The 23735-nt window shown below is 68.6% G+C and carries 24 protein-coding genes; 12 read left to right on the top strand and 12 right to left on the bottom strand.

Annotated elements, in window-relative coordinates:
• Window positions 1–1379 (bottom strand): ATP-dependent helicase HrpB (gene hrpB / locus RT91_RS05255; protein ID WP_035186036.1); only part of this gene is annotated, 1379 nt, incomplete at its 3' end.
• A gap of 47 nt (window positions 1380–1426) precedes the next feature.
• Here hrpB and RT91_RS05250 point away from each other — a divergent pair.
• Genes RT91_RS05250 through RT91_RS05240 form a run of 3 tightly spaced genes read left to right on the top strand, consistent with a single transcriptional unit; the run spans window position 1427 to window position 4611 of the window.
• The gene (locus RT91_RS05250; protein WP_035186034.1) at window positions 1427–3454 is read left to right on the top strand and encodes a protein-disulfide reductase DsbD; all 2028 of its coding nucleotides are present in this window, start codon (window positions 1427–1429) and stop codon (window positions 3452–3454) included.
• A complete protein-coding gene (locus tag RT91_RS05245; protein ID WP_035186031.1) occupies window positions 3451–3948 on the top strand; it encodes a hypothetical protein in 498 nt (165 codons plus the stop codon). The genes RT91_RS05250 and RT91_RS05245 overlap by 4 nt, the downstream gene beginning before the upstream one ends.
• A gap of 36 nt (window positions 3949–3984) precedes the next feature.
• Complete coding sequence (locus RT91_RS05240) at window positions 3985–4611, top strand: c-type cytochrome (RefSeq protein ID WP_231844440.1); 627 nt, start codon at window positions 3985–3987, stop codon at window positions 4609–4611.
• A gap of 21 nt (window positions 4612–4632) precedes the next feature.
• Here the strand turns inward: RT91_RS05240 and RT91_RS05235 are convergent, their stop codons facing one another.
• On the bottom strand, window positions 4633–5835 hold the full coding sequence (locus tag RT91_RS05235) for an ABC transporter substrate-binding protein (protein ID WP_240314201.1): 1203 nt from the start codon (window positions 5833–5835) through the stop codon (window positions 4633–4635).
• 126 nt (window positions 5836–5961) lie between these two features.
• On the opposite strand from RT91_RS05235, the gene RT91_RS05230 reads away from it, so the two are divergent.
• A complete protein-coding gene (locus tag RT91_RS05230) occupies window positions 5962–6963 on the top strand; it encodes an NAD(P)H-quinone oxidoreductase (protein ID WP_007424107.1) in 1002 nt (333 codons plus the stop codon).
• Window positions 6964–7281: 318 nt separating this feature from the next.
• Window positions 7282–8526 (top strand): hypothetical protein, encoded by a 1245-nt coding sequence (locus RT91_RS05225; RefSeq protein ID WP_240314200.1) that lies wholly within the window; start codon window positions 7282–7284, stop codon window positions 8524–8526.
• Between the two features lie 142 nt (window positions 8527–8668).
• Here the strand turns inward: RT91_RS05225 and RT91_RS05220 are convergent, their stop codons facing one another.
• From RT91_RS05220 to RT91_RS05200, 5 genes are read right to left on the bottom strand one after another with little or no spacing between them, the layout of a single operon-like run.
• Window positions 8669–9454 carry an ABC transporter ATP-binding protein gene (locus RT91_RS05220; protein ID WP_007424105.1) on the bottom strand — a complete coding sequence of 262 codons (786 nt, stop codon included), beginning with the start codon at window positions 9452–9454 and terminating at the stop codon, window positions 8669–8671.
• On the bottom strand, window positions 9451–10233 hold the full coding sequence (locus RT91_RS05215) for an ABC transporter permease (RefSeq protein ID WP_007424104.1): 783 nt from the start codon (window positions 10231–10233) through the stop codon (window positions 9451–9453). Before RT91_RS05215 ends, RT91_RS05220 begins: the two co-directional genes overlap by 4 nt.
• Window positions 10234–10241: 8 nt before the next feature.
• Window positions 10242–11315 (bottom strand): alanine racemase, encoded by a 1074-nt coding sequence (alr, locus tag RT91_RS05210; RefSeq protein ID WP_007424103.1) that lies wholly within the window; start codon window positions 11313–11315, stop codon window positions 10242–10244.
• Complete coding sequence (locus RT91_RS05205; RefSeq protein WP_007424102.1) at window positions 11312–12121, bottom strand: EcsC family protein; 810 nt, start codon at window positions 12119–12121, stop codon at window positions 11312–11314. The genes alr and RT91_RS05205 overlap by 4 nt, the downstream gene beginning before the upstream one ends.
• Before the next feature lie 29 nt (window positions 12122–12150).
• Window positions 12151–13635: a replicative DNA helicase gene (locus RT91_RS05200; RefSeq protein ID WP_007424101.1), complete on the bottom strand. Its 1485-nt coding sequence runs from the start codon at window positions 13633–13635 to the stop codon at window positions 12151–12153.
• 571 nt (window positions 13636–14206) lie between these two features.
• Between RT91_RS05200 and RT91_RS05195 the strand changes: the two genes are divergently transcribed.
• Both RT91_RS05195 and RT91_RS05190 read left to right on the top strand, forming a co-directional pair.
• Window positions 14207–14731, top strand: coding sequence for a hypothetical protein (locus tag RT91_RS05195; RefSeq protein ID WP_233489917.1), 525 nt, complete (start codon window positions 14207–14209; stop codon window positions 14729–14731).
• Between the two features lie 80 nt (window positions 14732–14811).
• Complete coding sequence (locus RT91_RS05190; RefSeq protein WP_007424099.1) at window positions 14812–15255, top strand: DUF1810 domain-containing protein; 444 nt, start codon at window positions 14812–14814, stop codon at window positions 15253–15255.
• On the opposite strand, the gene RT91_RS05185 is transcribed toward RT91_RS05190, so the two are convergent.
• From RT91_RS05185 to RT91_RS05175, 3 genes are all read right to left on the bottom strand, one after another.
• On the bottom strand, window positions 15245–15676 hold the full coding sequence (locus RT91_RS05185) for an RbsD/FucU family protein (protein ID WP_007424098.1): 432 nt from the start codon (window positions 15674–15676) through the stop codon (window positions 15245–15247). The genes RT91_RS05190 and RT91_RS05185 overlap by 11 nt on opposite strands.
• 10 nt (window positions 15677–15686) lie before the next feature.
• Complete coding sequence (locus RT91_RS05180) at window positions 15687–16589, bottom strand: ribokinase (RefSeq protein WP_007424097.1); 903 nt, start codon at window positions 16587–16589, stop codon at window positions 15687–15689.
• 128 nt (window positions 16590–16717) lie between these two features.
• Window positions 16718–18037, bottom strand: coding sequence for an ammonium transporter (locus tag RT91_RS05175; RefSeq protein WP_007424096.1), 1320 nt, complete (start codon window positions 18035–18037; stop codon window positions 16718–16720).
• Between the two features lie 308 nt (window positions 18038–18345).
• Here RT91_RS05175 and RT91_RS05170 point away from each other — a divergent pair, with 308 nt between their 5' ends.
• On the top strand, window positions 18346–18792 hold the full coding sequence (locus RT91_RS05170) for a hypothetical protein (RefSeq protein ID WP_007424095.1): 447 nt from the start codon (window positions 18346–18348) through the stop codon (window positions 18790–18792).
• An 18-nt stretch (window positions 18793–18810) separates the two neighbouring features.
• On the opposite strand, the gene RT91_RS05165 is transcribed toward RT91_RS05170, so the two are convergent.
• Complete coding sequence (locus RT91_RS05165; protein ID WP_012040382.1) at window positions 18811–19248, bottom strand: CBS domain-containing protein; 438 nt, start codon at window positions 19246–19248, stop codon at window positions 18811–18813.
• A 102-nt stretch (window positions 19249–19350) separates the two neighbouring features.
• Window positions 19351–20247 carry a pyridoxal kinase gene (pdxY, locus tag RT91_RS05160; protein WP_050807205.1) on the bottom strand — a complete coding sequence of 299 codons (897 nt, stop codon included), beginning with the start codon at window positions 20245–20247 and terminating at the stop codon, window positions 19351–19353.
• A gap of 63 nt (window positions 20248–20310) precedes the next feature.
• Here pdxY and RT91_RS05155 point away from each other — a divergent pair, with 63 nt between their 5' ends.
• From RT91_RS05155 to RT91_RS05140, 4 genes are all read left to right on the top strand, one after another.
• On the top strand, window positions 20311–21393 hold the full coding sequence (locus tag RT91_RS05155; protein WP_035186025.1) for an NADH:flavin oxidoreductase/NADH oxidase: 1083 nt from the start codon (window positions 20311–20313) through the stop codon (window positions 21391–21393).
• 149 nt (window positions 21394–21542) lie between these two features.
• Complete coding sequence (gene lexA / locus RT91_RS05150; protein ID WP_007424091.1) at window positions 21543–22238, top strand: transcriptional repressor LexA; 696 nt, start codon at window positions 21543–21545, stop codon at window positions 22236–22238.
• 52 nt (window positions 22239–22290) lie between these two features.
• On the top strand, window positions 22291–23061 hold the full coding sequence (locus RT91_RS05145; RefSeq protein ID WP_012040385.1) for a TerB family tellurite resistance protein: 771 nt from the start codon (window positions 22291–22293) through the stop codon (window positions 23059–23061).
• Window positions 23058–23720 (top strand): N-acetylmuramoyl-L-alanine amidase, encoded by a 663-nt coding sequence (locus RT91_RS05140; RefSeq protein ID WP_007424117.1) that lies wholly within the window; start codon window positions 23058–23060, stop codon window positions 23718–23720. The genes RT91_RS05145 and RT91_RS05140 overlap by 4 nt, the downstream gene beginning before the upstream one ends.
• Window positions 23721–23735 lie beyond the last annotated feature (15 nt).

Below are 23735 nucleotides of genomic sequence, written 5' to 3'. Positions count from 1 at the left end.
GCGTCGAGCCGCAGCGCGATATCGGCGCTGCCCGCCTCGCGCAGCGGGTCGCGTTCCTCGAGCAGTGCTGCGAGATCGGCGGCCAGCGCCGCCTCCGCCGCGCCATCCGCGGCCAGCATCATCGCCGCGAGGCGCGGGGCGGCGCCGAGTTCGGCCATCCGCCGTCCGGCCTGGCTGATCCGCCCGGTGGCGTCGATCGCGCCGAGATCGGTGAGCAGGGCGCGCGCCTGCGCCAGCGCGCCGGGCGGCGGCGGCTCGGGAAAGGGCAGCGCCGCCGCGTCCGCGCCCCAGGCGGCGCAGGCCAATACCAGCCCGGAAAGCTCGGCGGCGGCGATTTCCGGTGCGTCGAACTCCGGCAGACCGCGATGCAGCGCCTCCGTCCACAGCCGGATCGCCACCCCCGGCGCCTCGCGCCCGGCGCGGCCGGCGCGCTGGGTGGACGCCGCCCGGCTGATCCGCCGCGTCACGAGGCGGGTCAGCGCCCGGCCGGTATCGAATTCCGGCGCCCTGCGAAACCCGCCATCCACCACCACCCGCACCCCCGGCACGGTGAGCGAGGTCTCCGCGATGCTGGTCGCGAGAATGACGCGCCGCTGGCTCGATGGGGCCAGCACCCGCGCCTGTTCCGCCGGCGGCAGGTCGCCGTAGAGCGGCATGATCGTGGCCGGCGCGCCCTCCAGCGCCTCGGCGGCGCGGCGGATTTCCCCAACACCGGGCAGGAAGGCGAGAACGTCGCCCCGATGCGCCGCCAGCGCGCCGCGCACCGCGCGGGCCAGCGCCGCCGGCAGGTCCCGCGCATCGGCAAGATCGCGCGCGGCGAATTCGATCGTCACCGGATGGACCCGCCCCGCGCTCTCGATCACCGGCGCCTCCAGCAGCGTGGTCAGGGTCGCGATGTCGGCGGTGGCCGACATCGCGAGGATTCGCAGCTCCGGCCTCAGGCCGCGCTGCAGGTCGAGCGTCAGCGCCAGGGCGAGATCGGCCTCGAGGCTGCGCTCATGAATCTCGTCGAAGATCACGCAGCCGATGCCATCGAGCCCGGGATCGGCCAGCAGCCGGCGGGTCAGCAGCCCCTCGGTGATCACCTCGATCCGCGTCGCCGGGCCGGTCACGGACTCCAGCCGCGTGCGATAGCCCACCGTGCCGCCTGGCGCCTCGCCGATCAGCTGCGCGATCCGCTCCGCCGCGGCGCGGGCGGCAAGCCGCCTTGGTTCGAGCATCACGATCTTTTGTCCGCCCAGCCAGTCCGCACCCAATAGTGCCTGCGGCACCAGGCTGGTCTTGCCCGCGCCGGGCGGGGCGACGAGAACGGCATTGGCCGACCGCGCGAGGCTTGCGCGAAGATCGGGCAGGATGGCGGCAACCGGCAGTTCGTCCATGAGGCGGGCGGTTAGCACCGAACCGCCCGATATGCGATATTGAGCCGATGAAACGCCTTCTGCCCGCTCTTGCCGCCTTCCTTCTGGCTCTTGCCGCCACCGGCCCGGCGCGGGCGGCGCGCAGCAACGAGGTCACCTCGCCGCGCGCGCAGGTCTCGCTCGTCTCCGCCGCGAACGCGCCGAAGGCCGGGACAATCACGCTCGGCCTGCTGTTCCACCTGAAGCCGGACTGGCACATCTACTGGTCGGATCCGGGCGATGCCGGGCAGGCTCCCACCGTGTCGATCGTCGCGCCGGCAGGGGCGAAGGCCGGCCCATTCGCCTTTCCGCCGCCGCACTGGCTGGTCGCCGGCGGCGGCGTGGGCGACTATATCGAGAGCGGCACGGTGCTGCTTCCCTTCACCGTGACACTGCCTCAATCCGGTGTGACGGCGATCGACGCGAAGGCCGAATGGCTGGTCTGCAACCCCAAGCTCTGCGTTCCCGAACACGGCCGTTTCCATCTCGCCCTTGCAGGTGGTGCGTCGGCCGAGGCTGACCTGTTCCGCGCCGCCCGCGCGGCCTTGCCGCGTCCCTCGCCCTATCGCGCGACCATCGCGCCGGACGGCACGCTCGCCATCACCGGCGCCGGTCTCGGCCGGAGCGTGGTGAAGGGCGCGCATTTCTATCCCGATGATCCGGCGGCGATCGTCAACGCGGCGCCGCAGCGTCTTGGCTTCGTGCGCGATGGCTTCACCCTCCGGCTCAAGCCGGCGCACCCGCCGATGACCGCGGCCGCCGGCGTGATCGAGATCACCGATCCCTCGGGCCGGATGCAGGCGCTGACACTGCATGCCGCGCCGGGCGCCGCGCCGCCGCCGCTTGCCGGCACGCCCCTGATCGTCTGGCTCGGCGCCGCACTGCTGGCGGGCCTGATCCTCAACCTGATGCCCTGCGTGTTTCCGGTGCTGGCGATCAAGGCGCTGGCGCTGGCCCGGCTCGGCCATGACGACCGTCCGCTCGCCCGGCGCGAGGCGCTTGCCTATGCGGCCGGCACCGTCGCCGCGATGCTGCTGCTCGGCGGCGGGCTGCTCGCCCTGCGCGCGGGCGGCGCGGCGCTGGGCTGGGGCTTCCAGTTCCAGTCGCCGGTCTTCATCGCCGTGATGGCCTGGCTCGTCTTCGCCATCGGGCTCAATTTCGCCGGCCTGTTCGAGATCTCCGGACTCGAGAATCTCGGTGCCGGCCTGGCCCGCCATGGCGGCGTGCTCGGCAGTTTCGCAACCGGGCTGCTCGCCGTCGCGGTGGCCACGCCGTGCACGGCGCCGTTCATGGGCGGTGCGCTCGCGGCGGCACTTGCCGCCCCCGTCACGCTCGGGCTGAGCATATTCGCTTCCCTCGGCCTCGGCATCGGCCTGCCCTTCGTGGCGCTGGCCGCGGTCCCCGCGGTCGGCCGTATTCTCCCGCGGCCCGGACCGTGGATGGTGATCCTGCGGCAGATCCTTGCGTTCCCGATGTTCGGCACCGCCGTCTGGCTGCTCTGGGTGATGTCGGTCGAGGCCGGATCGTCGGGCGTGCTGATCGTCGGCGCCGGCGCGCTGCTCATCGGCTTCGCTCTCTGGCTGCTACGCTTTCCGGGCATTCTCCTCCGTGGGCTCGCGGTTCTCGCAGTGATCGGGGCGGTGCTGCTCCTGCCCCGGGTCGTCCCCGCCGATGCAACAGGTCCCGCCGCGCTCCCCGGCGCACTGCCCCGCAGCGCGGTGCCCTATTCCCCGTCGAAGCTCGCGGCGCTGCGCAAGGACGGCCATGCCGTGTTCGTCGACATGACGGCCGCCTGGTGCATCACCTGCCAGGTGAACGAGCGGGTGGCACTGGCGCCGCGCGCGATGCAGCGCCTTTTCGCGGCACGGCACGTGACGCTCATGGTCGGCGACTGGACCCGGCGCGATCCCGCGATCACCCGCTTCCTTGCCGCGCATGGGCGGGATGGCGTGCCGATCTATGTCTATTACCCGCCCGGACATGCCGCACCGGTGGTTCTGCCGCAGGTGCTCACGCCGTCGATCGTCCGGGCCACGATCGCGGGCGCGCGCTCGTGATCCGCCTGCGCCGTGTCGCGCAGGGGGCGATGCTGGCGGCAATGCTGGTCGGGGTCGCGATGGGGGCCGTTGCGGACGTCCGGCCTGCCCGCGTCTCGCCGGCCGGCGCCTGGGCCGGGCAGTATCATTGCGCGCAGGGCGCCACGGCGCTCGATCTCACCATCACCCCGGTCGGGCGCGGCCGGGTCCGGGCGCTGTTCTTCTTCCACGCGCTGGCGGGCAATCCGCATGTCCCGCCGGGCTGCTTCACGATGGCCGGACGCTACGACGCCGCCGCCCGCAGCATCGCGTTGGAGCCGACGATATGGCTGCTGCGCCCGGCGCATTTCGTCTGGGTCGGGCTGCGTGGCACGCTCGGCGGCGCGGGCGGGTCTATGGCCGGCCGGATCGACGGGCCGGGCTGCACGGATTTCTCCCTGGTCCGCGTTGACAGGACGGTGAGTGCCCGCGTCCCGGCCGCCTGCCGTATGGAACGCGGCGCGCCGACGGTCTAAGAGCGTTCTATATCGGTATTTCAGGACGGGGTGGACATGATGCGAAACAGTGGCGTGCTGGCGGTTGTGGCGATTTTGGCCGGGATCGGCGTGGCGCAGGCGGCCCCGCCGCCACAGGCAGCGCAATGCGCGGGGTGCCATGGCCAGAACGGCATGGGCAATCCGGCCGCCGGGTTTCCGGCGCTCGCCGGCCAGCCGGTGAAATATCTCGAGCAGCAGCTTTACGCCTTCAAGCATGGCACGCGACGCAACGGCATGATGAGCAGCTTCGCCGGCGGGCTGAACGCGTCTGAGCGCAAGGCGATCGCCGAATATTACCACGGCCTGCCGGTGGTCGCTCCGGCCTCGCTACCCGCCGCCCCGAAGGACAATGTCGGCGAGACGCTGGCGATCCACGGTGTCGGCGCGGGCACCGACCACGCGATTCCGGCCTGCGACTCGTGCCACGGCGCCGGCGGGCGCGGCATGGAGCCGGAATTCCCGCGGCTCGCCGGCCAGCCGGCGAACTATCTCGAGGCGCAGCTGCTGGCCTGGCAGAAAGGCGCGCGCAACGAGAGCAACCTGCACCTGATGCAGAAGATCGCCGACATGCTGAGTCCGTCGCAGATCAAGGCGGTGGCCGCCTATTTCGCGGCCCAGCCGCCCGCCGCGCCGGGGCAGTGATCGCCGGGCGCCGCGCGGCCTTCAGAGGGTGAGGGCGGGTTTCGCGGCGCCGGGGATTTTCGGGTCGATGGTGATGAGGGCGCCGTCCCGCCATTGCTGGAGGGTGACGAAACTTTCCCGGTTCTGGCCCGTGGTGTCGAAGCGGACGCCCCAGCCATTCGCCAGGCTGCCGCGCGGGCGGCTGATGGCGGTGAGCGATGCCGGCAGCGGCTTGCCGGTGCGCAGCGCGTCCAGCGCCAGCGTGGTGCCGACATGGGTGGTAAGGCTCGCCCCGCCGCGCGGTGGGGCGGCATAGCGCCGCTGATAGGCTGCCGCGATCGATGCCGAGTCCTCTCCGTAAAGCGGGTTGCCGATCACCATCGTATTGTCGAGCGCGGGGCCCAGCGCCGCGCCCGTCTCGGCGAGGCCATAGCCAGGCCCGGCCCCGATGATCATCCGGGGCCGCCAGCCGGCCTCCTGCATGGCCTGGTAGAGCAGCAGCACATGCGCGGTGCGCCCGGCATGGATCAGCAGTTCGATGCCGGCGCGCCGCATCCGCGCGACTTCCTCGTCGAAATCCGCCGCTTCGGTGGCGTAGGCCATGCTGAGCACGACCGGTAGCCCGGCTCGCCGGCAGGCCGCGAGCATCGCGCCGGCGAAGGAGCCGTCCGTGGCGCCGATATCGAACAGGAGGGCAAGGCGCAGGCGTTCGGCGCCGGTCTTCCAGCCAGGGATCAGCAGCGTGGTGATGGCCGATTCGGCGGCACTGGCGAAATCCGTCGTTGTCGTGCAGATGCGGCTCAGGATCTTGAAATCGCGGCGGGTGATGCCGTCGGCCGGCGCGTCGAGCTCGACATAGGGAATGCCGGCGAGTTCGGCGGCGGCGGTCGCGGCGAAGGCGGCTGTCGATGACTGGCTGCCGAGAATCATGGCGATATCGGACGCCTTGCCGGCCTTGCGGATCATGCCGCGGATGGCCGCGTCGGGGTTTGCCGCATCGGCGCGGAGGACTTCAATGTCGGCGTCGATCCCGGCTCGCGCCGCATCGATCGCGAGTTCGACGCCGCGCCAGGCTTCGTCGCCGAGAAGCGTCTGGGCACCGGTCTCGGGAAACAGCGTCCCGATCAGCAGGCGCTTGCGTTGCTTTTTCGCGGCGTGAATCGACGCAGGCCGGGCGCCGCGGATCGATAGTCCGGCAGCGCCGAGGCCCCCGATGAAGGCGCGACGGGGCAGCAATCTCTTCACGGACGGGCGGAGCGTGGCGGTTGCTCGTTCATGGATCATATATATAGGTGAAGGAAGTGTGCGGATAGGCGCCGGAATTGTCGCGCCACGGGTCCATGGCCGCGCGGACAAGATGAGGAGACGCAGATGAGCCTGCCAGACAGCATGAAGCATGTGACGTTCGACCGCCCCGGTGGGCCGGAAGTGATGCATGTCGTGACCGGTCCGGTTCCGGAGCCTCGTGATGATGAGGTGCTGATCCGGGTGGAGGCTGCCGGCGTAAACCGGCCTGACGTGCAGCAGCGCAAGGGGGCGTATCCGCCGCCGCCGGGTGCAAGCCCGATTCTTGGCCTGGAGGCGGCGGGAACCGTGGTGGCATGCGGCGCCGCGGTTCACAATTGGCGGATGGGTGACCGCGTGACCGCACTCTGCAATGGCGGTGCCTACGCCGAGTATGTCGCGGTGCCGGCGGCGCAGTGCCTGCCGTGGCCTGCCGGCTTCGGCGCGATCGAGGCAGCTTCGTTGCCGGAGACGTATTTTACCGTCTGGGCCAATCTGTTTGATCTTGGTCGCCTGGCGCCCGGCGACTCCGTTCTCGTTCATGGCGGGACGTCCGGAATCGGCGTCGCCGCGCTCCAGATGGCCCATGCTCATGGCGCGAGCGTCTACGCCACCGCGGGCTCGGCTGCGAAGTGCAACGCTTGCCTCGAACTTGGCGCGACCGCTGCTATCAATTACCGTGAGCGGGATTTCCTTCATGAGATCAAGGCACTGACGGCCGGCAACGGGGTCGACGTGGTGCTCGACATGGTTGGAGCGCCCTACACCCAGCAGAATCTGCGTGCCTTGAGGCGTGGCGGGCGGCTGATCCAGATTGCCTTCATGGGAGGCAGCATCGCCAGCAATCTCGATCTCTTGCCGATCATGATCAACCGGCTGACCGTCACCGGATCGACGATGCGGCCTCGCAGCACTGCCGAGAAGGGGGGCATTGCTGCGGCATTGCGGGAACGCGCATGGCCTTGGCTCGAATCGGGGAAAATTCGCCCGGTGATTGCCGAAGCCTTGCCCTGGGGAGATGTTGTCCGCGCACATCGCTTGATGGAAGAGAGCGGACATATCGGGAAGATTATTCTTTCTTTCGAATAAAGATACTCCCATGCTCCTACGGTCCATAACGAACGTGTCTAATATGAAATTATGACACGCGTAGAGATCTAAAATTCTCCATATGATACGAAATCGAACTTTCCAGAAATGATAACGGAAAGTTTTTATTTTAAACTCAAATTTTTAGAAATTGCCTAAAATTTTCGTCTAATATGTTAGTTAAATCTAAAAACAATTGTTTTGAAAAGGCAAAGTTTCTCTTGCCTGCCACGCCAGTTCAGGATAATTGAGAATCATTCATGTAAGGGTTTTTCAGGAGTTTACGGTATGAGTTCATATATTACAGTCATAGGTGGCGTGAACAATTCCGCCACTCATGTCAGCGGAATTGTTCAGGTTCCCGCAAGCGGATTGAGCGGCACGAGCTTGGCGTCCCTTCAGTCGATCGTTGATGTGGTCAACGCGGCCGTTGCTAACGGCCAGTCGTCTATGGTCAACTTCGATGCGATTGCCGGGAAAACTGCAACGTTTGCCGGTTCCAGTTCTTCTGGTGGGATCTATGAGATCACCAACACGGACAGCACTGGCGCGTCGGCTGCCGGCACCGCGAACAATATCGGCGTTACAGTTCCGTCAAGCGCCAATGAGGTTGTCGTTCAGGTTCCGGGCACTGTTTCGGTTGCCGGTAACGGGTATACGTCAACCTATCTGATCGGTTCACAGAGCAATGCCGTCATCTCGACCAATGGTAGCGCGGCGCCATCCGGCAATTCGGGTTCGAACCCCAATCAGATTTACGATCTGGGGGGCAACACGACCATTTACGCGGGTGGCGATAATCAGGCCACGCTGAGCGGTGGCCTTGACCGCTTCAAGGTGCTGACCGGAAACGATACGGTTCTGGCCACCGGATCAGCCTCGGTTCAGGCGGGCGTTCCCACCGGCTACGCCGGCACGCTGGATTTTATCAACTCCAGTTCGGCGCAGGCAACGGTGCTTGGCGGCCACGGTTCGGTGACCGCGTTCGGCGGCAATGCCGGTGGCCTGCTCTACGGCGGCACAGGCGGCAACAACTCGTTGATCGGCGGCAATGGCGGCGTTTCGCTGGTGGGTGCGGGCAACAACGATTACCTCCTCGCCGGTGGTGGGGGAGCTACTACTTCCGCGCTCAATAACGATCTGTTTGCTGGACCGGGCAACGAAACCCTGATGGCGAGCTCCGTCACGCAAAACAACCTTTTCGCTGCGGGTTCGGGGACCGACATCATTTCGTCCGCCGGTTCCGGCAGTCAGGCGTTCTTCGCGGCAACCGGCTCGGCGACGATGTATGGTTCGACCGTTTCTGGCGCCACCAACACCTACTTCTTCTCGTCCTCGCTGCAGGGCGGCGGCGGCAACGACGTGCTTGAGAACTTCAATTCGAAGACCGACAACATTGTCATTCTCAGCGGTGTCAACATTGTAAGTGTCACTGGTGCGAACAACGGCAACTACCCCACCGGTGCCGCGCTCGTCACCCTCTCGGACAATACGCAGATCACCATGGTTGGCTACAATGCCAGCAACCTGCAGAAATTTGTTGGAGGCTCGATTATCACCTGACGTCTATTTTGGACGGGACATTTGAGCCAGCCCCGGGCCTTGTGCCCGGGGCTTTTTAGTTGCCGAGCGGCAAGTTCAATAACGGCGATATCACCTGGCAATGTCATGTCGTGACGCCGCTGGCAGGGTACGCCGATTGATGTCAGCGGCGCAGGGCCATCCGGATCGGCCCTTCGCGGCGGCCGTGGGTGAACTGATCCACCATGTCGTTGCCGCTGTTCATGACCGTGGCGGCATCGCCTTCCCACACGATCTTGCCGTCCTGCAACATGGCGATCCGGTCGCCGATACGCTGGGCACTCGCCATGTCGTGCGTGATGGTGATGGATGTCGAACCGAGGCGCTTCACGCAATCGACGATCAACCCATCGATCACGGCACCCATGATGGGGTCGAGCCCCGTCGTCGGTTCGTCGAAGAACATGATCGACGGTTCGGCGGCAATCGCCCGCGCCAGGCCAACGCGTTTCTGCATGCCACCGGAGAGCTCGGCCGGCGACAACTCGCCGACGCTGGCATCAAGGCCGACCTGAGCGAGCACACGGGCTGCGACCGTGCGCGCCTCGGCGCGGGTAACGCGGCCGCGTGCCAGCAGCCCGAACGCGACGTTTTCCCAGACTGGCCGGCTGTCGAACAGCGCGCCGTTCTGGAACAGCATCCCGATCTGGTCGCGCAGCGCGCGGGCGCGCGCCGGCCGCGCGGTGATCAGGTTTTCCCCATCGATCCAGATTTCGCCCTCATCCGGCGGGATCAGGCCGAGAATGCATTTCAGCAGCACCGACTTGCCGGTGCCCGACCCGCCGATGACGACGGTGCTCGTCTTCGGCATCACGTCGAGATCGACACCGTCGAGCACCCGCTTCGCGCCGAAGCTCTTGCGCAGCCCGCGGATGCGGATCTTCGGCTCGATGGTCCCGCCGCCGCTCACGAGAAGAACGCCTGGGTCATCAGATAGTCCAGTGCCAGGATCAGCACCGAGGCGGAGACCACCGCCGCCGTGGTCGCACCGCCAACGCCCTGCGCGCCGCCGCGCGAGCGGTAGCCGTGAAAACACCCCATCAACGCGATCACGAAGCCGAACACCGCCGCCTTCACAAGCCCGGAGACGACATCGTTGCTGTGCAGGTAGTTCACGGTGTCGCGCAGATAGGCGTTGGGCTCGAAGCCGAGCCTGACGGTGGAGACCAGGAAGCCGCCGGCCACGCCGAGAATGTCGGCGATCACCACCAGCAGCGGCAGGGCGATCACCCCGGCGAGCAGGCGCGGGGTGACGAGATAGCGCATCGGATCGGTGGCGAGTGTGGTCAGCGCGTCGATCTGGTCGGTCACCCGCATCGTGCCCATTTCCGCGGCAATCGCCGAGCCCGCCCGCCCCGCGACCATCAGGCCGGCCAGCACCGGGCCGAGCTCGCGGGTGAGCGACAGCACCACCACGCTCGCGATCACGCTCGAACTGTCGAACCGGGAAAAGCCGACATAGCTCTGCAGCGCCAGCACCATGCCGGTGAACACGGCGGTGAGGGCGACGACCGGCAGGCTCGAATAGCCGATTTCCATCAGCGCGCGGCCGAAATTGCGCAGATGGAAGGGCGGGCGCACCAGGCCGGACAGGCCGGCGGCGGCGAAGAGCGCAAGTTCGCCGAGCATGATCACGAAGCCGAGCGCAAGGCGGCCGAGAGCGGCAATCGGGTCGAGCACGAGATTCATGCGCCGGATTATACCGATTTCACGACCCGCCGATAGCGCGGGCCGAGCGAGGTCAGAATCTCGTAACCGATCGTGCCGGCCTCGGCGGCGATGGCATCGATGTCATGGCCCGGGCCGATCAGCTCGATGACGTCGCCGGGCGCGATGTCGGGATGATCGGTGACGTCGAACGTCGTCAGGTCCATCGACAGCCTGCCCGCGACCGGGATGATCTTCCCCTGCCAGCGCGCCGTCAGCCGGTTCGACAGCGACCGCGGCAACCCATCGGCATAGCCGACGCCGATCGTCGCGATACGCGAGGGCCGCGCCGCCCGCCAGGTGCCGTTGTAGCCGACGGTCTCGCCCGAAGCGATCGCGCGGATCTGCAGGATGGGGGCGGCGAGGGCGATGGCCGGGCGCATCGGATTCGCCGCCGTCGGTGTCGGGTTGCCGCCATAGAGCGCATAGCCCGGCCGCGCGAGGTCGGAGCCGAACCCAGGGCCGAGAAACAGGCCCGAGGAGTTGGCAAGGCTGGTCCGCAGCCAGGGGAACCGCGCGGCGAAAGCGGCGAAACGCTCGCGCTGCGCGGCATTCGCCGACGCATCCGGCTCCTCCGCGGCGACCAGATGCGTCATCACATGCGTCAGGCCCAGCCCGTCGAGAAGAGTCGGATGGGCGATGAGATGGGCCGCCTCGTCACGATCGAGGCCGAGCCGGTTCATCCCGGTATCGAGATGCAGGAACGAAGGCGGCGCCTCGTCATCGCCAGCGGCGCCGCGCCAGCGCGCGCAGGCCGCGAGCGAGCCCAGAACCGGCCTCAGCTCCCGCGCGCGCATCGTTTCCTCCTCGCCGGGCGGGCAGCCATTGAGCACGCCGATCCGCGCCGCCGGCAACAGGGCGCGCAGGGAAAGGGCCTCATCCAGCGTGGCGACGAAAAAGCTGCGGCAGCCGGCAGCGGCGAGGGCAGGGGCGATCAGCGCCGCGCCGAGTCCGTAGGCATCCGCCTTCACCACGCCGGCGACCTCCCCCGCATGGCGGGCGGCCAGCGCCTGCCAGTTGGCGGCGACGGCGCCGGGGTCGATGGTCAGGGTCGGGTGGTTCATGCGGCGTTGCGGAACAGTTGCCGGCGCTCCCGCAGGCGGGCGACATGCGCATCGAAACAGGCGCGCACCCGCTCGGGATCGTGCCGGCGCTCAAGGTCGCGAATGGTGAAGTGAACCTGGGCCATGGTCTGGAAATGGCTCATGAACAGGTAATTGGCGCCTGCCCCCGACAAGGCGCCGACCAGCGGCACGAGGGCCGCCATCGCCTGTTCGGACAGCATGACGGAAAAGCGCGCGGCGACCGTGCGCAGGAACAGCGAAAGCGGCGCATGGGTCAGCGCGCCGCGCACCGCCCAGTAGCTCGCCTCGACCTCGCCTTCCTCGTCGCGGATCGTGCCGAAGCCGAACACTTCGAGGCAGGCGCGCCGGGTTTCGAACGCGTCGATGTCCTCGCCATGGCTGCGGGCGATCTCGGCGATGGCGCGGAACATCATCGCCATGGTGAACGGAATGTCGGCCAGCGAGAGCGGGCCGCCGGCGAGGCCCGAGATCGCCCCGCTCGCCGCGACGGCGCCGCGATAGACCCGTTCGGAGGCCGGCCCCGCGCGGCGCGGCGCAAGTCCGGCGCGCGAGACGTCGAGCAGCGACCACAGAGCTTCGGAGGCGTAGTCCTCGATCGCCCGGCGGCTGTTCGGCAGGAACAGGTTCAGCGCGCGTTCCGCCGCGCCCACGGTGCCGCGGCCGATCCGGCTCAGCAGGCGGGCGAACAGCCCGTGCGCCGCGACATAGCGCTCCGCCGCCTGCGCGATCCGCGCAAGGTCGGCCTCGGGCAGGCCGGCGCAGGCATTGCCGCCTGATGTCGCCATCGCGCGCACTCCTTCCGTTCGCTCACCGGTCATTCATGTTGGGTGTCGAGGTCGGCAAATCGAGTGAATTCGGCCTCGAAGAACAGGTCGATCTTGCCGGTCGGGCCGTGGCGCTGCTTGGCGAGGATCAGCTCGGCGCGGTTGTGCACATGCTCCATGTCCTGCTGCCATTTGGCCAGCGCGTCCTGGAACTTGTCCTCCGAATCATACGCCATCTGCTTGGGCATCCGGGCCTGGAGGTAGTATTCGTCGCGATAGACGAACATCACCGCGTCGGCGTCCTGCTCGATCGTGCCGGACTCGCGAAGGTCGGAGAGCTGCGGGCGCTTGTCCTCGCGGGATTCCACGGCGCGGGAGAGCTGCGAGAGTGCGATGACCGGGACCGAGAGTTCCTTGGCGATGGCCTTCAGCCCCTGGGTGATCTGGCTGATTTCCAGCACGCGGTTGTCCGGCCTTGTGCCGGCGGCGGGGCGCATGAGCTGGAGATAGTCGACCACGATGAGCGCGAGGCCGCGCGTTCGCCGCAGCCGGCGGCAGCGGGTGCGCAGCGCGGAGAGGGTGATCGCCGGCGTGTCGTCGATGATCAGCGGCAGCCGGGCGATGCGGCGCGACACCGCGACGAAATTGTCGAAATCCTTCTGCCCGATCTCGCCGCGGCGGATGCGGTCGGAGGAGACGCGCGCCTCCTCGGCGAGAAGGCGGGTGGCGAGCTGCTCGGCGCTCATTTCAAGCGAGAAGACCGCGACGCACTGCTTTGCCTCGGCGTTCGGGTTCTCGGCGCGGGCCTCGTTGAGCAGGGCCTGGGCGGCGCCGAAGGCGATCTTCGTCGCGAGCGCCGTCTTGCCCATGCCGGGGCGGCCGGCGAGGATCAGCAGGTCCGACGGGTGCAACCCGCCGGTCCGGGCGTCGAGATCGGTGAGGCCCGTGGTCAGGCCCGAGACCTTGCCATCGCGCTCGAAGGCCTTGGCGGCGGTGTCGATCGCCATCGCCAGCGCGGTCTCGAAGGTCATCGCGGCGCCCTCGCTGCCGCCCTTGGTGGCGAGATCGAACAGCGCCTGCTCCGCCGCCTCGATCTGTGCGGTGCCGTCGAGCTCGGGATCCGACCCGAAGCCGCGATTGACCGTGAGCTCGCCCAGCTCGATCAGCTGCCGGCGGATCCAGGCATCGTAGATGATCCGGCCGTAATCGCCGGCATTGATGATCCCGACCATCGCGGTGAGCAACTGGCCGAGATAGGCCGCGCCGCCGACATCGTCGAGCAGGCCGGAATGTTCGAAGGTCGCGCGCAGCGTGACTGGGTCGGCGACCTGCCCGGCCTCGATCCGCCGGGCGATCGCCTCGTAGATCCGCCCATGCACCGCATCGGCGAAATGCTCGGGGGCGAGGAACTCCGAAACCCGCTCATAGGCCTTGTTGTTGGCCAGCAGGGCGCCGAGCAGGGCCTGTTCGGCCTCGAGATTGGCGGGCGGCAGTCTTGGGGAGACGGTGAGAAGCGCGGACTCGGTCATATCCATGACACGCTACTAGCGCGGCCGATGGATGCAGGACAGCGCGCCCGCCGCGCGACGGGGCTGTGGATAAGGTGGATAAGGTGGATAAGTCGCGGGCATGCACGGCATGAGGCCGTATCGCCGGTGGACGTGGGCCTGGCTGGAAATCAGCCCGGCGGCGTCACCACCACGAGCCTGGCAGCGGCCGGTTCAATGCAGCGACAAGGCATGTACGCCCCCGGTCCGTCCGCATGCGAACCGAGTTCGCCATCGCCGGGCGAGATGACGGTCCACACATGACCCGATTGGCCATCACCTCCAAGGGGGCTGGCCGTTCCCCGTTCTGCTGACCTAGTTTCCTCTTACCGAAACCCGCAGCATTTCAGAGGACAGATGAACGTCCCTGGTCGCGAAGTCGATCTTGAGGCAACCCGGCGGCGCATGTCGGGGGCGAACCGGCAGCGACGGTCGGCGGGGCGGGCCAGTTTGTCCATCGATCGTTCAGAAAGGAAAGACCATGTCTGCCATTGAGCCGCCCATCACGATCCGCGAAGCGGTTGGCGTCTTCACTGAACGAGATGCGTTCCAGGCCGCCGTGGACGATCTGCTGATGGCAGGTTTCGACCGTGCCGATATCAGCCTTCTGGCCTCCGAGGCCTCGGTATTCGAAACACCCCGGACCGAACGGCGGAACATTGCCGGTCTGGAGGATGATCCCAAAACACCGCGCGGAGACTACGTCTCGCCGGAATCCGTCGGAGATGCGGAAGGCGCGCTGATCGGCGGGCTGCTCTATGTCGGCGCGGTCGTTGCGGCGGTGCCGATCGTTGCCGCGGGCGGTGAGCTGGCAGCGGCGGTCATCGCCTCCGCGATCGGTGGCGGAACCGGCGGGCTGATCGGCGGTGTGCTCGCCAAATTCGTCGGCGACAGCCGAGCCAGGCGGCTGCAGGACCAGCTGGAACAAGGCGGCCTTCTGCTCTGGGTCCGGACATGGACGCCCGAGCAGGAGCGCCGCGCCCTGGACATTCTGACCCGGCATGGCGCCCGAGACGCGCATGTTCACGCACTTCCGGGGCTGTCGCACGGCGAAGGCGCGGAGCTCGGCGGCGGCAATGCCTGATACCCGCGGGCGCCGCGCGCGGCTGGGGCGCCGGATTTCGGCCGGGCGCGAGCCATCCGTCCTGCGGCAGGGTCGGCTCGATGCCCGGTGACGATCCCCATGATCTCGCCCGCTTCGTCGATGCCCAGGCGCCGGTGATCGGGCAGGTTTTCGCCGAACTCGCGGCCGGGCGGAAACGAACGCACTGGATGTGGTTCGTCTTTCCCCAGTTGCGCGGGCTCGGCCGCTCGCTGGCGGCGGCGCATTACGGCATCGGCTCGATGGCGGAAGCCCGCGCCTACATGGCGCATCCGCTGCTTGGCGCCCGCCTGCGCGAGGCCGCCGCGCTCGTGCTGGCGGCCAAAGCCGATTCGCCGGAGGCGATCTTCGGCCCGATCGATGCGCTGAAGTTCCGCTCTTCGATGAGCCTGTTCGCGCTGGCGTGCGGCGACGAAATCTGCCAGGCGAATCTCGACCGCTGGTACGACGGACAGCCCGATCCCGAGACGGTTCGGCGGCTTGGGGCGGCGCCGTTCAGGTCCTGATCACGCCCTTGGTCGCAATCACGTTGGCATAGAGCCGCCGGTCGCCGGTCTGGACGATCACGAAACTGTCCCGCGCGGCGGCGTAGAAGCCATGGCGATCCAGTGTGCCCATCCGTTCGGCGCCCACCCCGGCCCCGGCCGCGATCTGCCGGAACTCCGCCACCGCCGGAGGCACGGCCGCCGCGTCGCCGACGACCTGCATGGTCAGCAGCGGCAAGGGGATGAAATCATCGACCGGCAGGACGCTCAGCACCGCCCGGAACACCGTCCCGGCCTCGAGGCCCGGCATGGCGACCAGGCGCCTCGCACAGGTGGCGGCGGGAAAATTCGCGTCGACGATGGCGATCGTGTCGCCATGGCCCATCGCCCGCAACGCATGCAGAAGATCGGCGGTGAGGATGGGATCGATACCGTGCAGCATGGGCGCTCCTTCATGTGTCGCGGGTCAGTAGGTCGAGAATGGCCTGGCGGGTCGGCAGGGAGGGCTGCGCGCCGGTCCGTGTCGCGGCGAGCGCGCCGGCCGCATTGCCGAAACGGACAGCCTCCTCGATCGAGCCGCCCGCCTCGAGCGAGGCAGCCAGCGCGCCGGCGAAGGCGTCGCCGCAGGCGGTGGTATCGACCACCGGAACCCGATGCGGCTCAACCCGGCTACCCGCCTTGCCCGCGTGCCATACCACGCCAGCGGCGCCGAGGGTGACAATGGCCGCCTGCCGTCCGGCGGCAAGGCGGTGGGCCATCTCGGCCGGTGCGGCATCCGGAGAATCGGCGCCCAGGAGGGCTGCCGCTTCGGTTTCGTTGACCACGAGAATGTCGGTTTCAGCCAGGAGATCGGCCCGCGTGGCCGGATCGAGCCGGTCCACCGGCGAGGCGTTGAGCACCGTCCGCCCGCCGGCGGCCCTCATTCGTCGCGCCGCCGCCAGAACGGTTTCCACGGGCACCTCCAGCTGGGCCAGCAGCAGCCCTGCCGGCACCGGATCGGGCAGGCGCTCCGGCCGCAGATCCTGGTTCGCGCCCGGGACGACGACGATGCGGTTCTGCCCGCCTTCCTCCACGGTGATGAGCGCGACCCCGCTCGCCGCGTCGACGCGGCGCAGAAGGGAGAGATCGATGCCTTCCGCGGCGAGCGTCGCGTGGAGGGCATCGCCATGGGCGTCGCGGCCGAGGCAGGTGGCGAAGGCGACCGTTGCGCCCGCCCGCCGCGCGGCGACTGCCTGGTTCGCCCCCTTGCCGCCCGGATAAGTCGCGTAATCGAGGCCCATGACGGTTTCGCCCGCATCCGGGGCGCGCCGTGTCCGCACCACGAGATCCATATTCGCGCTGCCGACGACGAGCATGGGCTCCGTTCCTCCGTATCGCACCGGAATCCCGCGGCGGCGGGTTCGACCCGACTTCTGCGGGCTTCGGCGCCGCAAGTCAAAATGCCGGATGCCGGCGCGGCGCCGCCTTCCCGGCGGGCGGGGTGTCAGGCGATCGATTCTCCGTGCAGCACCTCATCCAGGCCCTGCCGTTCCTCGTCACGGGTCACACGCAGGCCGACCAGGCGCTGCGTGGCGAACAGGATGCCGGCGGTGACGACGCCGCAATAGATCATCGTCGCCGCCACGCCGAGCGCCTGGATCGCCAGCTGGTGCAGTCCGGGTTCGACCGCGCCGCCCGAAAGCGGGCCGAAGGCGAGCACGCCGGTGGCCAGCGTGCCGAGAATGCCCGCGACACCATGCACACCGAAAGCATCGAGCGAATCATCGTAGCGAAGGCGGATTTTCACGACGGTGACGGCCCAGAAACAGACCACGCCAGCCGCAAGCCCGAGCAGCAGTGCCGGGCCGGGAAGCAGGAAGCCCGCCGCCGGGGTGATGGCCACAAGGCCGGCCACGGCACCGGAAATCGCGCCCAGCACCGTGGGACGGCCGAGATGCGCCCATTCGACCGCGGTCCAGGACAGGGTCGCTCCCGCCGCGGCCATCTGGGTGACCAGCACTGCCATGCCGGCATTCGGATTGGCGCCGCCGGCGCCGCCGGAATTGAAGCCCAGCCAGCCGACCCACAACAGCGAGGCGCCCATCACCGCATAGGACAGGTTCCAGGGCATCATGTTGTCCTGTCCGAAACCGAGGCGGCGGCCGAGATAGAGCGCGCAGACGAGGCCGGCAATGCCGGAATTCACCTCGACGACCGTGCCGCCCGCGTAGTCGGCGATGCCGAGCCGGTAGAGCCAGCCTGCGGGACTCCAGACCCAGTGGGCGATTGGCGCGTAAACCAGCAGCGACCATGCGGCCATCACGATCAGCAGGGCGGAAAACTTCATCCGCTCGGCGAAGCTGCCGGTGATCACGGCCGGGGTGATGATCGCGAAGGTGAGCTGGAACATGACGAACACGCTCTCCGGCACCCGCAGATGCACGGCGTCGGGTAGCCCCGTGCCGAGGGTGAAGGGCAGGTTCCAGTCACGCGCCAGGTTTTCCAGCAGGACATCGCCCAGCCCGCCGACGAAGCCGTTGCCGTTGGAAAAGGCCAGGCTGTAGCCGACCACGAGCCACAGGACGGAAACGACCGCGCAGATGACGACGCTCTGCATCATGATCGAAAGCACGTTCTTCTTGCGGACCATGCCGCCGTAGAACAGCACGAGGCCGGGAATGGTCATCAGCAGCACCAGGACCGAACTGACCAACATCCAGGCAGTATCGCCCGCGCTCAAACCCGATTCTGCCGCTTTTGCAGGCAAACAGATGCCGGCAAGCGGGAGCGAGAGGGCTCCCACCGTCCATAAACGTCGCGTCATGGCGACCCGCTCCTTCTTGTTCCGCCCGTTATCCGATGCGGCTGATCCGTGTGACATCGGGCAGTTAGCAGGAATTGTGCCAAAACCTCGGGCGCTGGCCGGGCCGTCAGGCAGGATCGGGGATGAACTTCCATAAGCACGTCATTCCGGCACATGGCCGGTGGCGATCGCCCTTCGCGACCTCGTTGCAGCCTGTCCTGGATTACGCCGAAATCATCGTCCGGACTCGGCCCGAACCTTGTTTCGCCACGATTCCGCGCTGTAGGGTCCGACAGCCGGAAACGCTCCGGCGCGGGAAGGAGCATTCAATGACGGATTGGAAGCGCAGGCGGCGGCAAGCGACCACGCTGGGGCTGATTGCGGCAATGACGGTGACGCTGGCCGGGTGCGGCGCGGATGCCGGCAATCGCATGAGCGGCGGGGCTGCCGGCGGGGCCGCCACGGGCGCGACCTTCGGCCTGATCGGCGGGCCGATCGGCGTTCTCGTCGGCGGTGCCGTTGGAGGCGGCATTGGCGCTCTCACCGCCGCGAACACGACGCCGAAGCAGGTGAATCTCGGCAATCCGCCCTGGGCCGGCGGCGCGGCGGCGCCGACCACGAACGAAGCCGGGCCAGGGCCGGCCAATGCGGCACCGCAGCAACTGGCGCCGGCGCCTATGTCTTCCTCTCGTGGCTACACGAGCGGTACGGGAAGCGATACCGGCTATGGCGGGAACAGCAGCGTTCAGGCGCAGCCGCTCGCCCCGCCGGGCTGACCTCGCGCGGCCGCGCGGTCAGGCGCTGCCGTTGACGTATTCCCGCAGGCTGCGCACTTCGTGCGTCTGCGTCTCGATCAGCGACTTCACCACGTCGCCGATACTGACGACACCGACCAGCTTGCCCCCGTCGACGATGGGCAGATGGCGGAAACGCCCGTCGGTCATCAGGTTTTCCGCCTCGAAAACCGTGGTCGACGGCGTCGCCGTGGTGGGGGCGCGGGTCATCAGCTGGCTCGCCTCCATCTCCAGCGTCGCGGCGCCGTTCGCCGCCAGGCTTCTGACCACGTCGCGCTCCGAGAGAATCCCGAGCAGGTCGCTGTTCGGCGACTGCACGACCACAGCGCCGATGCGCTTCTCCGCCAGCACGACGACCACCTCGCGGATACGCGCCTCAGGCGGCACCGAGATCAGCGCGGTGGGTTTCCGTTTCAGTATCGCAGCCATCGTTGTCATCGCAAACCTCCCGAGGACGCCCTCGCCGCACGACGGCGCGGCGGACAGGCTCATTCCAGACCAGACTATGTCGGCGGTTTCGCCCAGATCAACACAAATGGTTCATCTCGCCGGATTTTCATCATCCCGTGCGGCGCGTCCGGCCGCAACCCACGCCTCCTGAGCCGCGACGATGGCGAGTTCGTCCGTTCCGAGGGCGGCGGTGATGCGGAGCAGTTCCGTCGTTGCTGCCGCGGCGGCGGTCAGGGCCGCGTCAAGCCGACGCGACGGCAGGTAATGGGCCATGAACAGGGCGGCGAAGGCATCGCCTGCGCCGGAGAACCGCCCGGCGAGGCGGGGCACGGAGATCTGCCGGCGCCCATCCGGGTCGATGGCGAGGATGTCGAGCATGCCGGGCGCCGTATCCGCGCCGGCGAAACCGGTCAGGACGACCAGCCTCGTGCCAAGCGCCTCCATGGCGGCGAAGGCGCTGGACCTGTCCGTGGGGGTGGTGCCGGCAAGAATGCCGAGCTCGAAGGCGTTCGGCAGCGCGATATCGGCGCGCGGCACCAGGGTTTCGCGGATCGCGGCGATCAGCGGCGGCGGCACGTAGGCGCGCCCGTCATCGCCGATGACCGGATCGCAGACATAGAGCGCCGCCGGATTCGCCGCCCGCGCCCGGCTGACGGCCTCGCCCACCACGGGAACCGCGGCCGCGGCGCCGAGATATCCGGACAGCACCGCCTCGCACCGCGCGAAGGCGCCGCGCGCGGCGAGCCCGTCCAGCAGGGCGGCAAGCCGCGCCGGCTTCACCGGGCCACCCTCGGCGCCGCCATGGCCGGGATGATGCGACAGCAGGACCGTCGGCAGCGGCCAGACCTCGTGGCCATGCCGCGCCAGGATGAAGGCCGCGCCGGCATTGCCGACCGCGCCGTTGAGCACCTGTGACTGGATCGAGAGAATCGCCATGGCCCGGTTTGGCGGCAGGGCGCGCGGCCTGGCAAGGGCCGACGGTTGCATGCCCGCCTTCCCTGCGCCATCTCACCGGGCAAACGTCTTCATTCATTGTCGAAAGGTCTTGCCGTGGCGCGTATTCCCAAGCTTTTTCAGCCGGTCAGCTTCCGCAGCGTCGAGGCGCGCAACCGCATCGTTGTCTCGCCGATGTGCCAGTACAGCGCGATCGACGGCCTCGGGCAGGACTGGCACATCCAGAATCTCGGCGCCAAGGCGATGGGCGGCGCCGGCATCGTCTTCACCGAGGCGACGCATGTCTCGCCCGCGGCGCGGATCACCGCCCATTGCCTCGGCCTCTGGAATGACGGGCACGAGGCATTCATGAAGCGCCTCGTCGCGCTGATCGAATACGGCGGCGCGGTGCCGGCGATCCAGATCGCCCATGCCGGCCGCAAGGCAAGCCAGACCCAGCCCTGGAAGGGCGACGGGTTCGTGGCGCCCGATGCGGCGGATGGCTGGCTGCCGGTGGCGCCGAGTCCGCTGCCCTTCGCGCCTGATCGCCCCGCTCCGCACGAACTCACCGCCGGCGAGATCGCCGCCATCGTGGGCGATTTCGCCGCGACCACGGCCCGCGCCCGCAGCGCCGGGTTCCGCATCGTCGAGCTTCACGCGGCGCATGGCTATCTGCTGCACCAGTTCCTCTCGCCGGTCAGCAATCATCGCACCGACGCCTATGGCGGCGATCTCGCCAACCGCGCGCGGATCGTGATGGAGGCGATCGACGCTATGCGGGCGGAATGGCCGGACGACCTGCCCTTCTTCGTGCGCCTGTCCTGCACCGACTGGATCGAGGGCGGTTTCGACGCCGACCAGGCGGTGACGCTGTGCCGCTGGCTCGCCGCCCGCGGCGATGTCGACCTGATCGACAGTTCGACCGGCGGAATTTCGCCGCAGCAGAGGATTCCCTCGATCCACCCCGGCTACCAGGTGCCGTTCGCCGAGCGCATCCGCCGCGAGGCCGGGATCGCGACCGGCGCGGTCGGCATGATCCGCGAGCCCGAGCTTGCGGCCGAGATCGTCGCCAACGAGCGGGCGGATCTCGTCTTCCTCGCCCGTGCCCTGCTGGCCGACCCGGCATGGCCGATCCGCGCGGCGCAGCATTTCGGCCTGCCGGTTGATCTCGTGCCGCAATATCAGCGGGCTCTCGTCTGACCTTCGGCCGGGTCGCGCCAGCGTCACGAAGGTCTTGACGCGGCGCGAATCGGCCCTTTAAGAACAGATGTTAGCGTTTTGTTCCCAAAAGCGTCCTGTCGGCCCCGGCCATTGCGGCGCATTCGGGGCAAGAAGCCGGAGAATGCCCGATGCTCACCCGCAAGCAACACGAACTGCTGGTCTATATCGATCAGCATCTGCGCCGGACGGGCTGCTCCCCGAGTTTCGAGGAGATGAAGGAGGCGCTCGACCTCAAGTCGAAATCGGGCATTCACCGGCTGATCGGCGCGCTGGAGGAACGCGGGTTCCTGCGCCGGCACAAGCACCGCGCGCGGGCGCTGGAAGTGCTGCGCCTGCCCTCGGATGCCGCGGCGGACCGGCCGGATACGGGCTTCGCGCCCAATGTGATCCGGGGCGATTTCACCGCCCGCCTGCAGGGCGCGCGCGCGGCCGATCCGGCGGCGGCCATCACCCTGCCGCTGTACGGGCGGATCGCCGCCGGCCAGCCGATCGAGGCGCTGCGCGAGCACCAGGCCGAAATCGAGATTCCCGCCTCGCTCGTGGGTCCGGGCGAGCACTACGCGCTCGAGGTGGCCGGCGATTCGATGGTTGATGCCGGGATCCTCGATGGCGACACCGCCATCATCCGCCGGGGTGAGACCGCCGAGACGGGGCAGATCGTCGTGGCGCTGATCGACGATGTCGAGGTGACGCTCAAGCGGCTGCGCCGGCGCGGCAACTCGACGGCGCTGGAACCGGCCAACCCGCGCTACGAGATCCGCATCTTCCCGGCCGAGCGGGTGAAGGTCCAGGGGCGGCTGGTCGCGCTGTTCCGGCGCTACTGAGCCGGCCCCACCCCCCTTTGACCCGCCGGCCAACCGGGCCGATATTGCGCGCATGAGCGTGTGGGGGAAGATCATCGGCGGCGTCGCGGGGTTCGCCGTCGGCGGGCCGTTCGGCGCCGTGGCCGGCGCCGCGCTGGGCCATGCCGCCGATACCGGCGATCTCGGCTCGCTCGGCGCCCGGCTCGGCCGCGCCCTGCCGCTCGACTCCGCCCGCTTTGCCGCCCTGCTCGGCCGGCGCGAACAGGTGTTCGCCATCGGCGCCACCGTTCTCGCCGCCAAGCTCGCGAAATGCGACGGGCCGGTGGTCCGCGCCGAGATCGACGCGTTCAAGCGGCAGTTCCGCATCGAGGATGCGGCGATCCCGACGATCGGGCACCTGTTCGACCAGGCGCGCGAGGATGCGTCCGGCTTCGAGCCCTATGCGCGCCAGCTCGGCGAGAGCTTCGCCGACAACCGCCTTGCCCTCGAGCAGGTGCTCGGCGCGCTGTTCGCCATCGCCCGGGCGGACGGGCCGGTGAACGCGCGCGAAGCCGACATGCTGGCGCGGATCGGCGCGCTGTTCGGCCTGGGCGAGGCGGCCCGCGCCCGGGCGGCGAACCCTTCGGGCGGCAATCTCGGTGAGGATCCGTATCAGGTGCTGGGCATCGCCCGCACATCCAGCACCGAGGCGATCCGCGCCCACTGGAAGGCCCTGATGCGCGAGAACCATCCGGACCAGCTTGCCGCGCGCGGCGTGCCGGCGGAGTTCATCGCCCGCGCGACCGAACGCGTCGCCCGGATCAACGCCGCCTGGGACGCCATCAAGCGCGAGCGCGGCGCGTGATCTCGCCCAACCGGGACGCGCGGCCGGCGGGAATGCCGGTCGATCACCTGGTGCTCCACTATACCGGCATGCGCAGCGCGGCGGCCGCGATCGAACGGCTCTGCGACCCGGCGGCGAAGGTTTCGGCGCACTATGTCGTCGACGAGGCGGGCGGCCTTCACGCGCTGGTCCCAGAGCGGGACCGCGCCTGGCATGCCGGGATCAGCTTCTGGCGCGGCGCGCGCGGGCTGAACGACCGGTCGATCGGCATCGAGATCGTCAATCCCGGCCATGAATGGGGTTATGTCCCGTTCCCGCCGCAACAGGTCGCGGCGGTCATCGAGCTTTGCCTTGGCATTCTCGGCCGCCATCCGATCCCGCCGCGGAACGTGGTCGGCCATTCGGACATCGCGCCGGACCGCAAGCAGGACCCTGGCGAGCTGTTTCCCTGGCCGCAACTCGCCGCCGCGGGGATCGGCCTGTGGTCGGCGGCGGCGGGTGCCGCGGGCGACGATCTCGCCGCCGATCTCGCCGCGATCGGCTATGACGTGGCGCTCGACCGCGCCGCGGTCGTGGCCGCGTTCCAGCGGCGGTTCCGGCCCGAACGGGTCGATGGTGTGGCGGATGCCGGCACGCGCGCCCGCGCCGCGGCGATCCGCGCCCTGTTCGGCGCCCATTGACCGGGCGCTGGCGAT

The organism is Acidiphilium sp. JA12-A1, assembly GCF_000724705.2.
Lineage (GTDB): Bacteria > Pseudomonadota > Alphaproteobacteria > Acetobacterales > Acetobacteraceae > Acidiphilium > Acidiphilium multivorum.
This window is presented reverse-complemented; position numbering and strand designations above follow the sequence as displayed.

Excerpts from the sequence above, each read along its gene's own strand:
- RT91_RS05250 (WP_035186034.1), top strand. The coding sequence starts at position 1,427 with ATGAAACGCCTTCTGCCCGCTCTTGCCGCCTTCCTTCTGGCTCTTGCC.
- RT91_RS05240 (WP_231844440.1), top strand. The coding sequence starts at position 3,985 with ATGATGCGAAACAGTGGCGTGCTGGCGGTTGTGGCGATTTTGGCCGGG.
- RT91_RS05230 (WP_007424107.1), top strand. The coding sequence starts at position 5,962 with ATGAGCCTGCCAGACAGCATGAAGCATGTGACGTTCGACCGCCCCGGT.
- RT91_RS05215 (WP_007424104.1), bottom strand. The coding sequence starts at position 10,233 with ATGAATCTCGTGCTCGACCCGATTGCCGCTCTCGGCCGCCTTGCGCTC.
- alr (WP_007424103.1), bottom strand. The coding sequence starts at position 11,315 with ATGAACCACCCGACCCTGACCATCGACCCCGGCGCCGTCGCCGCCAAC.
- RT91_RS05205 (WP_007424102.1), bottom strand. The coding sequence starts at position 12,121 with ATGGCGACATCAGGCGGCAATGCCTGCGCCGGCCTGCCCGAGGCCGAC.
- RT91_RS05200 (WP_007424101.1), bottom strand. The coding sequence starts at position 13,635 with ATGGATATGACCGAGTCCGCGCTTCTCACCGTCTCCCCAAGACTGCCG.
- RT91_RS05190 (WP_007424099.1), top strand. The coding sequence starts at position 14,812 with ATGCCCGGTGACGATCCCCATGATCTCGCCCGCTTCGTCGATGCCCAG.
- RT91_RS05185 (WP_007424098.1), bottom strand. The coding sequence starts at position 15,676 with ATGCTGCACGGTATCGATCCCATCCTCACCGCCGATCTTCTGCATGCG.
- RT91_RS05180 (WP_007424097.1), bottom strand. The coding sequence starts at position 16,589 with ATGCTCGTCGTCGGCAGCGCGAATATGGATCTCGTGGTGCGGACACGG.
- RT91_RS05175 (WP_007424096.1), bottom strand. The coding sequence starts at position 18,037 with ATGACGCGACGTTTATGGACGGTGGGAGCCCTCTCGCTCCCGCTTGCC.
- RT91_RS05170 (WP_007424095.1), top strand. The coding sequence starts at position 18,346 with ATGACGGATTGGAAGCGCAGGCGGCGGCAAGCGACCACGCTGGGGCTG.
- RT91_RS05165 (WP_012040382.1), bottom strand. The coding sequence starts at position 19,248 with ATGACAACGATGGCTGCGATACTGAAACGGAAACCCACCGCGCTGATC.
- pdxY (WP_050807205.1), bottom strand. The coding sequence starts at position 20,247 with ATGCAACCGTCGGCCCTTGCCAGGCCGCGCGCCCTGCCGCCAAACCGG.
- lexA (WP_007424091.1), top strand. The coding sequence starts at position 21,543 with ATGCTCACCCGCAAGCAACACGAACTGCTGGTCTATATCGATCAGCAT.
- RT91_RS05145 (WP_012040385.1), top strand. The coding sequence starts at position 22,291 with ATGAGCGTGTGGGGGAAGATCATCGGCGGCGTCGCGGGGTTCGCCGTC.